Origin of the sequence: Saccharothrix sp. (genome assembly GCF_031180885.1) — a bacterium.
Taxonomy (GTDB): Bacteria; Actinomycetota; Actinomycetes; order Mycobacteriales; family Pseudonocardiaceae; genus Actinosynnema.
The window spans coordinates 74,948-89,995 of record NZ_JAPSLK010000013.1; the positions used below are offsets into that span (position 1 = coordinate 74,948).

Annotated in this window: 15 protein-coding genes; 6 read left to right on the plus strand and 9 right to left on the minus strand. The window is 72.1% G+C overall.

Going from position 1 to position 15,048, the window contains the following annotated elements; translation table 11 throughout:
• Window positions 1–17: 17 nt before the first annotated feature.
• A complete protein-coding gene (locus RIN75_RS18045; RefSeq protein WP_309113108.1) occupies window positions 18–2,813 on the minus strand; it encodes a LamG domain-containing protein in 2,796 nt (931 codons plus the stop codon).
• A gap of 186 nt (window positions 2,814–2,999) precedes the next feature.
• Between RIN75_RS18045 and RIN75_RS18050 the strand changes: the two genes are divergently transcribed.
• Together RIN75_RS18050 and RIN75_RS18055 are read left to right on the plus strand one after the other, a co-directional pair.
• A complete protein-coding gene (locus RIN75_RS18050; protein ID WP_309113109.1) occupies window positions 3,000–4,175 on the plus strand; it encodes an FAD-dependent oxidoreductase in 1,176 nt (391 codons plus the stop codon).
• Window positions 4,176–4,185: 10 nt separating this feature from the next.
• A complete protein-coding gene (locus tag RIN75_RS18055) occupies window positions 4,186–5,127 on the plus strand; it encodes a sigma-70 family RNA polymerase sigma factor (protein WP_309113110.1) in 942 nt (313 codons plus the stop codon).
• Window positions 5,128–5,496: 369 nt separating this feature from the next.
• Here the strand turns inward: RIN75_RS18055 and RIN75_RS18060 are convergent, their stop codons facing one another.
• The 6 genes from RIN75_RS18060 to RIN75_RS18085 form a co-directional block, all read right to left on the minus strand.
• Window positions 5,497–5,982: a hypothetical protein gene (locus tag RIN75_RS18060; RefSeq protein WP_309113111.1), complete on the minus strand. Its 486-nt coding sequence runs from the start codon at window positions 5,980–5,982 to the stop codon at window positions 5,497–5,499.
• Window positions 5,983–5,999: 17 nt separating this feature from the next.
• The gene (locus tag RIN75_RS18065) at window positions 6,000–6,764 is read right to left on the minus strand and encodes a methyltransferase domain-containing protein (RefSeq protein WP_309113112.1); all 765 of its coding nucleotides are present in this window, start codon (window positions 6,762–6,764) and stop codon (window positions 6,000–6,002) included.
• A 90-nt stretch (window positions 6,765–6,854) separates the two neighbouring features.
• Window positions 6,855–7,649: a methyltransferase domain-containing protein gene (locus RIN75_RS18070; protein ID WP_309113113.1), complete on the minus strand. Its 795-nt coding sequence runs from the start codon at window positions 7,647–7,649 to the stop codon at window positions 6,855–6,857.
• 44 nt (window positions 7,650–7,693) lie between these two features.
• The gene (locus tag RIN75_RS18075; RefSeq protein ID WP_309113114.1) at window positions 7,694–7,927 is read right to left on the minus strand and encodes a zf-HC2 domain-containing protein; all 234 of its coding nucleotides are present in this window, start codon (window positions 7,925–7,927) and stop codon (window positions 7,694–7,696) included.
• Window positions 7,924–8,499, minus strand: coding sequence for a sigma-70 family RNA polymerase sigma factor (locus RIN75_RS18080; RefSeq protein ID WP_309113115.1), 576 nt, complete (start codon window positions 8,497–8,499; stop codon window positions 7,924–7,926). The genes RIN75_RS18075 and RIN75_RS18080 overlap by 4 nt, the downstream gene beginning before the upstream one ends.
• 50 nt (window positions 8,500–8,549) lie before the next feature.
• Window positions 8,550–9,203 (minus strand): metalloregulator ArsR/SmtB family transcription factor, encoded by a 654-nt coding sequence (locus RIN75_RS18085; protein WP_309113116.1) that lies wholly within the window; start codon window positions 9,201–9,203, stop codon window positions 8,550–8,552.
• A 44-nt stretch (window positions 9,204–9,247) separates the two neighbouring features.
• On the opposite strand from RIN75_RS18085, the gene RIN75_RS18090 reads away from it, so the two are divergent.
• Together RIN75_RS18090 and RIN75_RS18095 are read left to right on the plus strand one after the other, a co-directional pair.
• The gene (locus tag RIN75_RS18090; protein ID WP_309113117.1) at window positions 9,248–10,594 is read left to right on the plus strand and encodes a rhodanese-like domain-containing protein; all 1,347 of its coding nucleotides are present in this window, start codon (window positions 9,248–9,250) and stop codon (window positions 10,592–10,594) included.
• A complete protein-coding gene (locus RIN75_RS18095) occupies window positions 10,591–11,817 on the plus strand; it encodes an MFS transporter (protein ID WP_309113118.1) in 1,227 nt (408 codons plus the stop codon). Before RIN75_RS18090 ends, RIN75_RS18095 begins: the two co-directional genes overlap by 4 nt.
• Here RIN75_RS18095 and RIN75_RS18100 read toward each other — a convergent pair.
• Entirely contained in the window at window positions 11,801–12,583 is a 783-nt protein-coding gene (locus RIN75_RS18100) for an MOSC N-terminal beta barrel domain-containing protein (RefSeq protein ID WP_309113119.1), read from the minus strand. The genes RIN75_RS18095 and RIN75_RS18100 overlap by 17 nt on opposite strands.
• A 339-nt stretch (window positions 12,584–12,922) precedes the next feature.
• On the opposite strand from RIN75_RS18100, the gene RIN75_RS18105 reads away from it, so the two are divergent.
• Window positions 12,923–13,111, plus strand: a complete 189-nt coding sequence (locus RIN75_RS18105; protein WP_309113120.1) for a hypothetical protein — start codon at window positions 12,923–12,925, stop codon at window positions 13,109–13,111.
• Between the two features lie 195 nt (window positions 13,112–13,306).
• Complete coding sequence (locus RIN75_RS18110; protein WP_309113121.1) at window positions 13,307–13,516, plus strand: hypothetical protein; 210 nt, start codon at window positions 13,307–13,309, stop codon at window positions 13,514–13,516.
• Here RIN75_RS18110 and RIN75_RS18115 read toward each other — a convergent pair.
• On the minus strand, window positions 13,468–14,907 hold the full coding sequence (locus RIN75_RS18115; RefSeq protein WP_309113122.1) for an FAD-dependent oxidoreductase: 1,440 nt from the start codon (window positions 14,905–14,907) through the stop codon (window positions 13,468–13,470). The genes RIN75_RS18110 and RIN75_RS18115 overlap by 49 nt on opposite strands.
• Window positions 14,908–15,048: the final 141 nt, after the last annotated feature.

Below are 15,048 nucleotides of genomic sequence, written 5' to 3' on the forward strand. Positions count from 1 at the left end.
GTCTCCCCCTGGGCTTGTCAGCGGGTTGCCAGTCGGGTGATCTCGCTGGGGTGCAGGACCCGGTCCCACACCCGGACACCCGCGACGGCCCCGGCGAACCGGTCCACCGTCTGGTCGATCCAGCGCGCCTGACCGATCCACAGTGGACCGTTCGCGGCGAACGGGCGGCCGCTCCAGGCCAACGACCCCGCCGGCGCTCCGTTGACGAAGATCTGCACCGACTTCCGACCCCGGTCGTAGACACCGGTCAGATGCGTCCACACCCCCGCTTGCGGCGCCGACGACGACCGGACCCGCAAGCCGGTCGGTGACGTGGTGTCCAGCGGCTGCAAGGAGAACGCCCAGGTGTTGTCGGCTTTTTGCAGGTAGAACGCACAGTTGTGCACGCCGAGCTGGGTGACCGCGGTCTGCACGGGCCGGGCGGGATCGGTCACCTTCACCCAGGCCGCGACGGTGAAGCTGTTGGCGGTGTCCACCACGCGGCCGTCCGCGGCGGATGTGGCGGCGTGGTCGTCGATCCCGTCGAACGACACCGCCGTCTCACCGGGCCGGGGACCCGGGGTCGCGAGGGTGCCGCCGGACAACGTCGCGTGGTGCTCGTACCCGGAGGTGTCGTACAGGGTGGTGCCGGACGTCTCGTTCAACGGCCACTCCCCCACCGGACCGGACGCCGACCCGATGCTGAACGCGTAAGCCCTGATCGGACTGCGGTTCTCGGCCTGGTCGGCGCTGCGCACGTAGAGGGTGAGCAGGCCGCCGCGCGTCGGGTCGGCCGATCCGGGCACCGGCGGCGGGGTCAGCGGGATGGTCACGCTCGCGCCCGGGCTCGGCGCGGCCACTTCCGTGGTCGGCGGGGTCTCCCAGCCGTACAGGTACTTCTTCACGTCCGTGGAACTGTTGGCGCTGAACGTGAAGTCGGCCGTGTGCCCGATCGACCCGTGGAAGTTGCCGTCCTCCTTGTAGACCGGGGACGACACGCCGGGCACGTTGGGCGCCACGGTGTCGACGGTGAACTCGCACCAGACGTTGTTGTCGGGGGCGGAATCCGTGCCGTCGTGGGCGTCGGTCCGCCAGGTGTACGTGCCTTGGGCCAGCGCCGGCAGTGTGACCTGGCCACGGGTGCCGCTCGCGAGCGAACCCTGTGTCGCCGTGCCCAGCTTCGGGTCGACCCGGCTGCCGTCCGGGCGGACGGCGTGCCAGTCGACCTGGAGGGTCATGTCGGTCTCCGGGTCCGGGTCGGTCACCAGCGCGCTGAGCGTGGGTGTCGCGGTGCCCAGGACGGGCCGGTTCGATCCCGTTGCGCAGGCCCGGCCGTCGGTCTTCGGGTCGGTGGGCGCGTTCGGGATGCTGTTGTAGGTGGCGGTCAGCCGGAAGTCGTCGAGGAAGTAGCGCTTCCACCGGTTGCTCGTGCTCTCGCCCGCGCCGCCGGGGTCGATCGCGGCCATGCCGATGTTGTAGGTGTCCCAATGGTCTTTCGCGGCGACCTTCAGGTCCGCGAGCAGCGCGTTGTCGATGATTTCGAGGTAGGCGTTGCCCTCGTTGCAGGACAACTCGTTGGCGTGCGACCAGAAGTCGCCGATCGCCACCTGCAGCTGCGGGCCGGGCCATGACTGGCGGGGCCACGCGGTGATGGGGGCGGTCCGGTAGAAGTAGGTGGGCGTGCCGTAGCCGCACTGGGTGGTGTGGTCGACCCAGCCGGCGAACCCGGCCGACAGGACGTGCTTGCCGCGCAGGTCGTGGCCGTTGGCGGCCATCGGGAACTCCAGGAAGCTGCGGACCAGCTTGCCGGTCTCCTGGTCGCGGCCGACCCTGAGGTTCACGCCGGGCGTGTCGCCGACGTCGACGTCGTTGTCGGAGGTCGGCGAGGTGGTGTTGTTGGAGGTGGCGTAGGCCCAGCCCTGCGGACCGGTGGCGAACTCGGGGTCGATGTAGATCGGGAACTTCGCGGCCGGGTCGTCGAGCAGGCCGGTGTCGGGGGTCAGGGTGAGTTCCGCGCCGGCGGCTTTCGCGGGGATCGCCGCGTGACGCGCACCCGCCGCCGGGGCGGCTGCCGTCGAGGCGGACGCGGCGGTTTCTGCTGCCGTCGTCGCCGTCGTGCTGGAGTCCCACATCATCGCTTCGCCCGCGACGGCCACGACCGCCGAGCCCGAGGTCACCCGCAGCCCGCCCTTGGGCGTGCCGGACATCGTGACGTCCCCGCCGACCTTGAACCGCGGGTTGCGCACCAACGGGTTGGCCGCCGCCTGCCGGGACTTGACCACGAGGACGTGCGAGAACCCTTGGCGGGTGGCGCGGAGCACCAGATCGACTCCGGGCACGACCTCCGGGTACGTCGCCGAGGAGCCGTTGAGGACCGGTGTCGGCAGGGAGCCCGGCCAGGACAGGGTGAAGGTGTGCCCGGCTTGGTTCAAGGTGACCATCGGGCCGGTGCCGCCGGCGGAGAAGCGGACGTCCGCGGCGCTCGCCTCGGGGGCGGGCGACCCGTCGCCGCGCCGGACCAGCGTGGTGTCGACGTCCACCCAGGATCCGTCACGACGGACCCACCGGGGTGTCGCGTAGGACTCCATCGTCCACGTGCCGGTCGGGTTGGCGAACACCCGGGACCTCTCGGTCCGGGCCGAGAGGTCCTCGACGGGGACGCGGTGCGCGCGGGCGGCGTTCATCGCCATCACCGCGTTCCCCGCGGCAGTCGGGGCGGCGTCCGCGCCGGGCACCGGGCCCAGCAGGGACAGGATTAGAGCGGCGGCGACGGACAGCCGACTCCGCACGGCGAGCGGGTTTCTTCGCGATGGTCTGCCAGAACGTGTGCGCACGGCGTCCTCCCCTGTCCCCGTGAATGCCGAGGTGGGACCGTAGGCACCGCCTGCATCGCCGCGGTACAACGCGGAGTGCGTTCGCGCGATCACCGATCGTTGTGTGACTCAGCACACGTGCCGCTCCTGTCAGGGATTGGCGGGCTGTGCCGCTCAAGCAGCACGCCAACCGACAGGAGTGAACTCATGAAGCACCGCATCGTCGTCCTCGGCGCCGGGTACGCCGGGGCTTACGTCGCCGGCATCCTGGCCCGCCGGTTGTCCGCGCGGGACGCCGAGATCACCGTGGTCAACGCCGTGCCCGACTTCGTCCAGCGGCTGCGGTTGCACCAGTTCGCGGCCGGGCAGGACATCGCCGCGCCGAAGCTCGTGGACGTGTTCGCGGGCACCCACGTCCGGCTGCGGGTCGCCCGGGTGACCGCGGTCGACCCCGAGCGGCGGGTGGTCGCGGTGGCGGACGGGGACGGAGGTGGTGAGCTGGCCTACGACACGCTGTTGTACGCGCTGGGCAGTCACGGTGACGACCGTGGTGTGCCCGGGGTGGCGGAGCACGCGTTCGACGTGTCCGCACGGCCCTCGGCGGCGCGGTTGCGTGCGCGGCTGGACAGCTTGGGCGCGGGTGGACGGGTGGTGGTGGTCGGGGACGGGTTGACCGGCATCGAGAGCGCGACCGAGATCGCCGAGTCGCGGCCGGGGCTGGAGGTGACGCTGGTCGCCCGGGGTGAGCTGGGTGCACGGCTGTCGGTCGGCGCCCGTGCGCACCTGCGTGCGGCCTGCGACCGGTTGGGCATCACCGTGCTGGAGAACGCCGAGGTGGAGACCGTCGAGGCCACGCGGGTGCGGCGCGCGGACGGGACGGTCCTGGCGTCCGATGCGACCGTGTGGACGGCCGGGTTCACCGTCGGCCCCGTCGCCGCGGCGGCCGGGCTGGAGGTCACCGAGGACGGTCGGATCGTCGTCGACCGCACCATGCGGTCGGTCTCGCACCCGGACGTCTACGCCGTCGGCGACAGCGCCCACGCCATCGGGGACAACGGCTTGCCGCTGCCGATGTCGTGCGCGTCGGCGGGGTACACCGGTCGACAGGCCGTCGAGGCGATCATGGGACGCCTGACCGGGCGCGAGGTCCCGCACTCCACGCTGGCCCACACCTACAACCACATCAGCCTCGGCCGGCGGGACGCGATCCTCCAGGGCGTCGACGACCGGGGCCGCGCTCGGCCGAAGCACTCCGGCGGCCGGAAGATCGCATGGCTCAAGGAAACCGTGCTCAAGTTGTCGTTGTGGGCGACCTCGCACCCGACGTTCGGCGTGCCCCAGCGCAGGCGGCAGGTGACCGTGCGCCCGACCGCGCGCGTCTAGGGTCTGGCCCGTGGGCGAGCACTTCGACATCGGGACCTTCGAGGCCGGCCGCGGGCGGTTGGCCTCGTTGGCCTACCGGCTGCTGGGTTCCGCGACCGACGCCGAGGACGCGGTGCAGGACGCGTTCCTGCACTGGCAGGCCGCCGACCGGAGCCTGATCAGGGTGCCGGAGGCCTGGCTGACGAAGGTCGTCACCAACCTGTGCCTGGACCGCCTCCGCTCCGCGCAGGCCCGCCGCGAACGCACCGCCGGCGCCTGGCTGCCCGAACCGCTGCTCGACGGCGACCCGATGCTCGGCCCGGCGGAGACCGTCGAGCAGCGGGAGTCGGTGTCCCTGGCCGTGCTGATGCTGATGGAACACCTGTCACCGTTCGAGCGGGCGGTGTACGTGCTGCGGGAAGCGTTTTCCCACAGCCACGCGGAGATCGCCGAGATCCTGGACATCACCGAGTCCGCCAGCCAGCAACACCTCCACCGTGCCCGCCGCCGCATCGCTGCGGCACGCGGCCGGGGCAGTGATGTCGACCCGGCCACCGCTCGGAGGATCGTCGAGGAGTTCCTGGCAGCCGCCACCTCCGGCCGAACGGAGCGGCTGGTGGCCCTGCTCACCGACGACGCCACGGCGGTGTCGGACGGTGCTGGCCTGACCAAGGCGCTGCTGCGGTACAACACGGCGCAGCAGATCGCGACGATCGCCCGAGCCGGGTTCGCGCCCAGCCCGGCGAAGCGCCGACTGGCCGGTGGGACGGCTGTGGTCCACTACGCGTCTGTCAATGGATCGCCGGCGGTGGTTTTTGTGGTCGACGACCGGGTCGTCGGCGTGGTGACCTTTGAGCTGGCCGGCAGCAGGATCGCGGCGGTCCGAGGCATCGCCGCCCCGCCACGGCTCAACCGGATCACGCGGGCTTGGCGCGACCACGAGCCGGACACGCCGATCATGGCCGAGTGGTGACATAGCGGGCGGCGGGTCCGTGCGCCGTCGTGACCGGGGCTGAGGCACGTCGGGCGTTCCGCCCAACGTGGGTACAGGCGCGTTGGGCGTTCCGCCCACCCACCCCCTCCCATGCCCCCTGGCACAAGCCAGGCGCGCAGGGCGCGCCGAGCGCGCTTCGCGCGCAGACCCGAGCGCTGCGCGCTCGGGTCGCACGGCCCGGCGGAGCCGGGCCGTGCCGGCCGCCGCAGGCGGCCCGCCGAAGGCGGGTGCAGTTGGGGCTTGTGTGAGGGGGCCTGGGAGGGGTGGGTGGGCGGAACGCCCAACGCGAGAAGAACAGCCGCACCCCCCAAAGGCGAGAAAACAAGCGAAACCGCCAACCCTGCCGGCTCAAGCGCGAGTCGGCCGCAGCACCGCCGGCAACGCGATCACCACACCGACCACGAACACCGCCGTCGCCAAGTAGATCAACCCGAGGTGCCCCAACGTGTCCAAGTCGTACGGGTAGTGCGAGGGCAAGGCAACAGCCAACGCCAGCACCGGCGTGGCGACCGCCGCGATGAACGCCCACCGCACCCCCTGCCTGACCCCGAACCACGCCAGTGCCGCCGTCGCCAGCCCGGCAGCCGCGATGAACCCGGACAAAGCGACGTGCAAGTGCGAGATGTACTCGTACAGCTCAGGACTGAACGCCTCAACCTGCTCCCGAGTCGCCCCGGCCTCGGCCGGTCCGATGCCCAGTTCGAGGAACGCCCCGCTGAAGTTGCGGACGAAGAAGATCACCGCGTAGCCGATGAACGCCACGCCGGCGAGGGCCATGAGGCTGCCACCGACGTGCAACGCACGCCCGGTGGACGGCCGAACAGACGTAGTCACAACACAACTCCTTCACATCACCGCGGCTTGACCGCGAGGAAACTGGTGCTCTTGATGCCGTAGGTGACCGTCGCGGCCCGTGCGGAGCCGGAGCGGAACGCGTACCCGGGGTTGTCGCGTTCGGCGACGATCCGCAGGCCCGCGTCCTCGATCAACGCCCGGTACTCGTCGACCTGGGCCGCGCCGCCGACGCAGGCCGCCCACAGCGACGCGTCGCACACGATGTGCTCCGCCAAGGGGTGCTGGGCCACGATGTCGCAGATCGCGAGCCGCCCGCCGGCCACAAGAACCGCCGCGGCGGCGCGGAACACCGCCGCCTTGTCCGCCGAGAGGTTGATGACGCCGTTGGACAGGATCAGGTCGATCGTCCCCGGCGGGACCGGCGGGTCCTCGATGTGCCCGGCCAGGAACTGGACGTTGGCCGCCGTGCGCAGCCGCCGAGCCTTGGCCAACTGCTCCTCGCTCATGTCGACCCCGATCACCCGCCCGGTCGGCCCGACCAGGTGGGCGGCGGCGAAGACATCGGTGCCCGACCCGCTGCCCAGGTCCAGCACGCGTTCACCCGGAACCGGCCGGGCCAGGTCGAGGCAGTAGCCGACACCCGCGAAGGACTCCAACGCCTCGGCGGGCACGTGGGAGAGCAGGTCGGGCGGGTAGCCCAGGCGCTGGGCCAGCCCGCGCCCCACCTCGAAGTGGTAGCGCTCGTGCGGCCGTTCGGCGACCGCCCGGTAGACCTCCTTGACCCGGCGCTCCAGGTCCGCGACGTCCAACGTGGACACCATGACGTCCTCCTCCCAGCGGGAACTTCCACCCAAGAGGACGCGACCGCGCCGGAAGGCATTGCGGAACGCAATAAAACAGGCCCGCCGACGTCAGGAAGGCTTGCGGGCGCGGACGATCACGCCGGCGCACACGTCGTGCTGCCGCTCGGCCGGGATCGTCCGGCGCATCAGGTCCAGCACGTCGGCGTCGAACAGCGGGTAGAGCGCCACGTCGTCGATGCCGAACGCCATGCGCTCGGAGATCTCGATCGAAGCGAACCCCACCTTCTCCAGCTTGTGGGTGAACACCCGCTCGCTCAGCGCGCCCGAGATGCAACCCGCCCACGCGCTGTCGCTGGTCAGCACCTCCGGCGGCAGGTCCTCCTCGACGGTCAGGTCCGCCACGCACATCCGCCCGCCCGGCCGCAGCACCCGGAAGATCTCCGCCAACGCGCGGCTCTTGCGCGGCGAGAGGTTCAGGACGCCGTTGGAGACCACCACGTCCACCGACGCGTCCGGCAACGGGATGGCCTCCATCCGGCCGGTGGTGAACGAGCACCACCCACCGACCCCGGCCTCGTCGACCGCGGCCCGCGCCCGGTCGCACATCTCCGGCAGCATGTCCAGCCCGGTCACGTGCCCCTCCGCACCCACCTCTCGCGCCGCCAGGACCGTGTCGATGCCGCCGCCGCAGCCCACGTCCAGCACCCGCTCGCCGGGCCGCAGCCCCGCGTGCCGGACCGGGTCCCCCACGCCCAGCGACCACTCCACGGCCGCGTCCGGGACATCGGCGAGGGACTGGTAGAGCCGCCCGGCCATCGCCCGCCCGGCCCCGGCCGGGATGGCGCGGTAAGCGCGTCGGACGGCGGCGAGGATGTCGTCCTGGTGCATGAGGTCGCGGGTCATGGACACTCCAAGTCGGTCACTCCAAGTCGGTCACTCCAAGTCGGTCACTCCAAGTCGTCGATGAACTGTTCGAGCCTGGCCCGCACGTCCGCGGGCATCGGTTCGGCGCGCTGAGCGGCCAGCACCCCACGCAGGGCCTGGGCGAACTCCAACTCGCCGCAACAGCGCACGCACCGCTCCAAGTGCTCCTCGACGCCGAGCCGCTCGTCGGGGGGCAGTTCGCCGTCCAGGAACCGCCACAGCTCCCGGACCGCCTCGCGGCAATTGGTGGTGGTCACACGTGCCCCCTCTCCGCCGCGTACACCCACAACTCGTGCTCGAACAGCTTCCGGCCGCGGTGCAGTTGCGCCAGGACGGTGCCCAGCGGCAGGCCGAGCAGGCGGGCGATGGTCTTGGTCGGGACACCGTCCACGTACCGCAGGACCAGCGGGGCGCGGTAGCGGTCGGGGAGCCGGTCCAGCACGGCGTGGACGTCGTCGGCGTCGAAGGTGGCGAGGAAGTCCAGGTGCAGGGAGTCGCTGTAGGGGAACGGGTCCTCGTCGACCAGCGTCCGGTACAGCGAGAAGTCCGCCATGTCGCCGATGGGCGTCTCACGGGCGGAGCGCTGGTCGCTGCGGACGCGGTCGCGCCACACGTTGGTCAGGATCGCGCGCAGCCACCCGCCGCCCGCGTCCTGGTCGCGCAGCGAGCCGAACGCCCGGAACGCCCGCAGCAGGCACTCCTGCACCAGGTCCTCCGCCTCGTCCCGGCACAACCGCCGCGCGAGCGCGTAGAGGCCGGGCAGCTCGGCGCGGGCGAGGCGCTCGAAGGCCGCCCCGTCCCGTGTCACGACCGCGCCAGTGCCGTCCATGACTCCACCAGGGAGAACTGCGTTGGGGCTACAGCATCCGCCCCGGGTCGTCAGACCGCGAGCGGTAGCTCGGCCAAGCGCCACTCCAAGAGGCCGTCGGCCAGGCGGCGGGCGGGTCGGCCCTGGTCGGTCAGATAACGGACGGCGTCATGGGCCAGGACGCAGTACGCGCCCCGGCAGTAGGCGATGACCTCCTGGTCGGCGGGCAGCTCGGCCAGCCGGTCGGGCAGCTCGTCCAGCGGGATGCCCACGGCACCGGGGATGTGCCCGGCGGCGTACTCCTCGGCCGGCCGCACGTCCAGCACGGTCACCGCGCCCGACTTCACCCGCTCCAGCAGTTCCTCCCGGGTGACCTCGTCGCAAGCCGGGCCGAGGTAGGCCACGCGGGCGGCCTCGACGTCCGGGAGGTGGGTGTTGGCAACCTGCCTGACCAGCGCGAACAGCGCGGCCACGTCCGCGCCGGCCAGGCGGTAGTGGATCTTGGTGCCTTCCCGGCGGGTGGCCACCAGGCCGGCCTGCCGGAGGGTCTGGAGGTGCGCCGACGCGGTGGTCAGGCCCAGGCCGGCCGTCCGGGCCAGCGCCTCCACCGTGCGCTCGCCCTGCGCCAGCAGGTCCAGCAGCTCCAGGCGCTTGCCGCCGGCCAGCGCCTTGCCCACCCGCGCGAACTGCTCGAACAACGCGGCCTTTGCCTCGCGGTCCCCCATCGGCCTACCCTTCTCCAATAATCCTTGGAATAGTGTAGAGGATGATGGCCGTGACACGGATCGTCCCGCTGGTCGACGCCGGCTTGGGCAACTCCGCTTACCTGGTCGACCTCGGCGACGGCCGGGCGCTGGCGGTGGACGTCAGCCGCGACCTGCGCGCGGTCGAACGCGAAGCCGCCCGGAGGAAACTCACCGTGGCCTTCGCCGCGGACACGCACCTGCACGCCGACTTCCTCTCCGGCGCGCGGAAACTCGGCACCTGGGGCGCACGCGTCCTGGCGTCGGCCGCCGGCGGGCGGGAGTTCGCGCACGAAGGGCTGCACGACGGCGACGAAGTCGACCTGGGCGGCCTGACCCTGCGCGCGCTGGCCACGCCCGGCCACACCCACGAACACCTCTCCCTGCTGCTGTCCGACGGGTCGCGCCCGCTGGGCGTGTTCACCGGCGGCTCGCTGCTGGTCGGGTCCGCCGCCCGCACGGACCTCGTCGCGCCGGACCGGACCGAGGAGCTGGCCCGCGCCCAGTACGCCTCGCTGCACAGGCTGACCACCCTGCCCGACGAGGTCTCCGTGTGGCCCACGCACGGCGGCGGCTCGTTCTGCGCCGCTCCCGCCGGCGGCGAGCGGGTCAGCACCATCGGCCGCGAGAAGACCACCAACCCGCTGCTGCGCGTGGCCGGCGAGGACGAGTTCGTGGCGGCGCTGCTGGGACCGCTGGGCAGCTACCCGGCCTACTTCCGGTGGCTGGGCGAGGTGAACCGGCGCGGACCGGCGCTGCACGACCCCGCGTTGCCCGCGCTGGACGTCGACCGCGTCCGGGCGCTGCTGGCCGAGGGCGCGCAACTGGTCGACGTGCGGCCGATGTCCCGCTACGCCGCCGCCCACGTGCCCGGCTCGCTGTCCATCCCGCTGCGGCCGGTGTTCGCCACCTGGCTGGGCTGGCTCGCCGCACCCGACCGCCCGCTCGTGGTCTTGCGCGACCCCGACCAGGACGGCGACGAGATCCGTTGGCAGGCATTGAAGATCGGCTACGACAACCTGGCGGGCGAACTGGTCGGGCTGGACGCCTGGACCGCCGCCGGCCACCCCACCGCCGCCACCCGCCTGGTGTCGCCGCACGAGGTCTCCGGCCGCGTGCTCGACGTCCGGCAGCACGCCGAGTTCACCGCCGGACACCTCCCGGGCGCGACCCACGTCGAACTCGGCGACCTGCCCGCCCGCGCCGCCGACCTGCCGCACGAGCCCACCGTGGTGATGTGCGGCCACGGCGAACGCGCACTCGGCGCGGCCAGCGTCCTCGAACACGCCGGACACCGCGACCTCGCCGTGCTGACCGGCGGCCCGCGCGACTGGGCCCGTGACACCGGCGGCACCGTGGTGACCGGGTCGTGAGCAGACCGGTACTCGGACTGCGCGCCAACCTCGGCCAGTTCAGCCTGCTCGTCGCGGTCAACGCCCTGGTCGGCGGCACGCTCGGCCAGGAACGCACCGTGCTGCCCCTGCTCGCCGACCGGGAGTTCCACCTCTCCGCCCACACCGCCGCCCTGACCTACATCCTCGCCTTCGGCCTCACCAAAGCCGCCGCCAACTACGTCGCCGGCGCCTGGTCCGACCGCATCGGCCGCAAACCCGTGCTCGTCGTCGGGTGGCTGGTCGCGATCCCCGTGCCGCTGCTGCTGATCTGGGCCCCGGACTGGGGCTGGGTCGTGGCCGCCAACGTGCTGCTCGGCGTCAACCAGGGCCTGACCTGGTCCACCACCGTCATCATGAAGATCGACCTCGCCGGCCCCGACCGGCGCGGCCTGGCCATGGGCCTCAACGAGGCCGCCGGGTACGTCGCGGTCGCCGCCACCGCCCTGGCCACCGGCTACCTCGCCGCCCGCTACGGCCTGCGCCCGGCGCCGTTCCTGCTCGGCCTGTCCTACGCCGCCCTCGGCCTCGGCCTGTCCACCCTCCTGGTCCGCGAAACCCGCGACCACGCCCACCTCGAAGCCCGCGACCACACCACGACCACCATGACCAACCGGCAGGTGTTGGCGCACACCAGCTTCCGCGAACCCGCCCTGTCCGCCGCCAGCCAAGCCGGCATGGTCAACAACCTCAACGACGGCCTCGCCTGGGGCCTGCTGCCCGTCCTGTTCGCCGCCGCCGGCCTCACCCTGGCCCAGATCGGCGCACTCGCCGCCCTCTACCCGGCCGTCTGGGGCCTCGGCCAACTCCTCACCGGCCCGCTGTCCGACCGCTGGGGCCGCAAGCACCTCATCACCACCGGGATGCTCACCCAAGCCGCCGCGCTCGCCGTCATCGCCGCCGGCACCGGATTCCCCGTCTGGGCCACCGCCGCCGTCCTGCTCGGCCTCGGCACCGCGATGGTCTACCCGACCCTGCTCGCCGTCATCGGCGACGTCGCCCACCCCACCTGGCGCGCCCGCGCGGTCGGCGTCTACCGACTGTGGCGGGACGGCGGTTTCGCGGTGGGTGCCCTGCTCGCCGGGATCGTCGCCGACCTCTACGGCCTGCGCGCCGCCGTCTGGGTCGTCGCCGCCGTCACCGCCGCCTCCGGCGTCCTCGTCGCGATCCGCATGTACGAAACACGCGTCACCGCCACTCGGTGACCGTGACCTCGTCGCCCACCGCGATGTCCCCGGGCGCGAGAACAGAAGCCTTCAGGCCGAAACTCACACCGTCCGCCTCACGCCGGTAGTCGGCCAAGGTGCGCAACGGCTCAGGACCGGCCTTCACCCCGGTCGTCTGGTCGACGAGCGTGACCGCGCAACGGATCGCCCGCTCGCCGAACCCGATCTCCGCGCCGCCGATCCGCATCCGCCCCACCCGGTCCTCGGTGTGCGGCTCGGGCCAGCCGGTGATCACGATGTTGGGCCGGAACCGGTCCATCGGCAGCGGATCGGCTCCCCGCCGCGCGATCCGCGCGTTCAAACCGTCCAAAGAGGACACGGAGACGACCAGCAGCGCGGTCGGGTCGGCACCCAGCCGACTCTCCCGGGCCGGTTCGCGCACCAGGCGGGCCGGGCGGCCGACCACCTCGGACAGCCACCGCGCCGCCTCGTCGCCCTGGTCGACCCCGGCCCCCGGCCACTTCTCCACGTTCACCGGCCGAGCCGCCCCGTCCGCCACCACGTCCACCACGAGGTCGGCGACGCCGGGCGCGCTCAGCGCCAGCTTCGCGCCCTCGTGCCGCAGCCGGCACCGGATCGCGGCCAGCCGGGGCGTCTCGCCCTGCCACAGGGTGCCCCCGTCCGACCCGACCACCGCGAACAGCCGGTCGTGGGCCAACCCCGTCACGCCGACCGCGGTCCGCTCCACCGCCACCCCGGCACACCCCTTGACCGGGTACACCGTCAACCCGGAAACCGTTGCCATAGCGCCAAACTACCGCGCTAACGCAGTGATATCACTACAGAACGTATTCGACTCACCGGCGTCGAACAGTTCGACGAGCACGCCCGGATTCGCTCGATGGTGTGGCGAACCGCCGCACGCACCGTGCCTCGACGCCCGGAGGAGGTGTTCGGCCGCCCGGACCCGTGGCACCCCCGTGCGGAATACCGGGCCGCTGAGCCGGGAGGAGTGCCATGACGGAGGGTGGTGCCCGCTACGAGCGGATCTACCGGGCGGTGACGGCGGCGGCGAAGGCCCGGCCGGCCGACGTGGCGGTGTGATCCCGGGGTTGGTCGCCCTGTGTGCGGGTATGCCGTCGTCATGCGGACCAAGGATCTCGTGGTCGTCGTCACCGGGGCGTCCAGCGGCATCGGGCGGGCCACCGCGTTGGCCTTCGCCGGACGTCGGGGCGCGGTCGTGCTCGCCGCGCGGCGGGCCGCGGTGCGCCGGACGGCGGCGGCAGCGGTGGTCACCGGCGCCGCGGTGGCGGCCCGCCGATGGTGGCGGTGATCGGCGCGGAGCACGTCCCGGTGATCGGCGCCGAGCACGTCCCGGTGGCCGGCGCCGAGCACGTCCCGATGATCGGCGCGGAGCACGTCCCGGTGGCTGGGGCGGAGCATGTGCCGGTGGCCGGGACCCGGGTGCACGCGGCGGTCCTCGGCCCGGTGCACGCGGGACTGGCGGAGCACCGAGGTCGCCGACCGGGTGTACTTCCAGTTCGGCTGCCTGGGCGGCGTGCCGGAGGAGGAGTACCACGACGGCGGCGAGCGGATCGCCCGGTGCCTGGCCGAGCAGGTTCGCCGTACCGGCGCTGGGACCCTGGACGTGGAGGACGTCGAACGGTTCCTCGCCGGCTCCGCGTTCTCTCAGTCGTGCCAGGGGAGTTCGTCGCGCAGTCCGGTGTGGATGGCGTAGGCGTTCTTGATCGCGGCCTTGATCGAGCCCTCCGCCCAGCGCCGGTGCCGGCGGTCGCAGGCGTCGTTGGCGAACCACACCCGGTTCACCGGGCGGATCACGTCCTCGTAGAACGACTCGCTCATCTCGTAGGCGCGGAACAGCGGGCCGATGCCGCAGGCGAACCAGTCCAGCGCCCAGTCCTTGTAGACGCCGAACTCGAAGGTCTCCCGCGCCTCCGGGTGGATCTTCGCGAGGTCTTCCAGCGCCTGCATCACGCACTCCTCGCCGGCCAGCGGCGTGTACGGCATGCTGTCCTGCTCCCAGCAGTAGGAGGCGATCATGACGCCCTTGCCGTGCCTGCGGTCCTGGCCCGCCGGCGGGTAGACGACGTTGCGGATGGCGAGGTCGGTGACCGTGGTGCCGTGCGTGATGCCGTACTTCGTCTCCCACCAGCGTTCGCTGAACTGCATGAACAGCTTGTGCGCGCGCCCGTAGTAGGTGTTGCGGATGGCGAACCACTTCTCCGGGTCCAGCCCGGTGATCTCCATGTGCCGCAGGCTCGCGAACGGGACGGTCACGACGCACTCGTCCGCGGTGAGGGTCCGCAGCTCCCGGCCCGTCCGGAAGTGCACCCGCACGTCCCGCTCGGACTGGTCGATCCCCTGCACCACCGCCCCGAACCGGATGTCGTCCATCAGGTGCGGCTCGAACGCCCGCGGCAACGCGTCCGCGCCCGCCGGGAGGTAGACCAGGTCGCCGAAGACGTCCTCGTAGAAGTGGGAGAACCACTCCAGCAGCGAGAAGTGGTAGCGGCCTTCGAGGTTGAACAGCGGGCCGAGCATGGCCAGCGCGCCGTCGCTGAGGCCGCGTTCCTTGAGGTAGCCCAGCAGGGTGTACCGGTCGAACTCCACCAGCAACCGCTGCCACGCCCGGTCCGGCTCGTCGCCCTCCACGACGTCCACCAGCGGCTGCACGACGCGGCGCAGCAGTTCGTGCGGCGTCCGGCCCTTCTCATCGGGCGCGAGGTCGAACTGGAAGGAGGACGCGTCGAACTCGCTGCGCCGCACGCCCTTGCCCTGCAGGAAGATGAACGTGTCCTCGTCGTACATCGGGAAGGGCGCGGTCTCCAGCCCGAATTTGTCGACGATCAGGTGCTGCACCAAAAGGTGCTGGCGCGGGAAGCGCATCGCGCCGAACTCGCCGTACATGTCGCCGGAGAAGCCGCGGTGGGTGAGGATGCGCCCACCCAGCCGGTTCTGCCCTTCGAGCACGACCACGTCGTGGCCCGCGTCCTTGAGCAGCAGCGCGGTCGTGAGCCCGGCGATCCCGGCCCCCACGACGACGACGCGGCGGGGCGCGCGGGTTTCCGGGAGGCCGTCGCGCAGCAGGCCAAGGGCGTCGAAGTCCATGGGACGCACTCCTTCGTGCGGGGCTCGGATGACGCGACCGTACCGAGGGATTTGGGCCGGGGGCCATCACCTGATGGGGTAAACCCCTTGCCGCACAAGCACTTGCGCCGATTGCCGATTAATGCGGGTATTCGCTCTTCC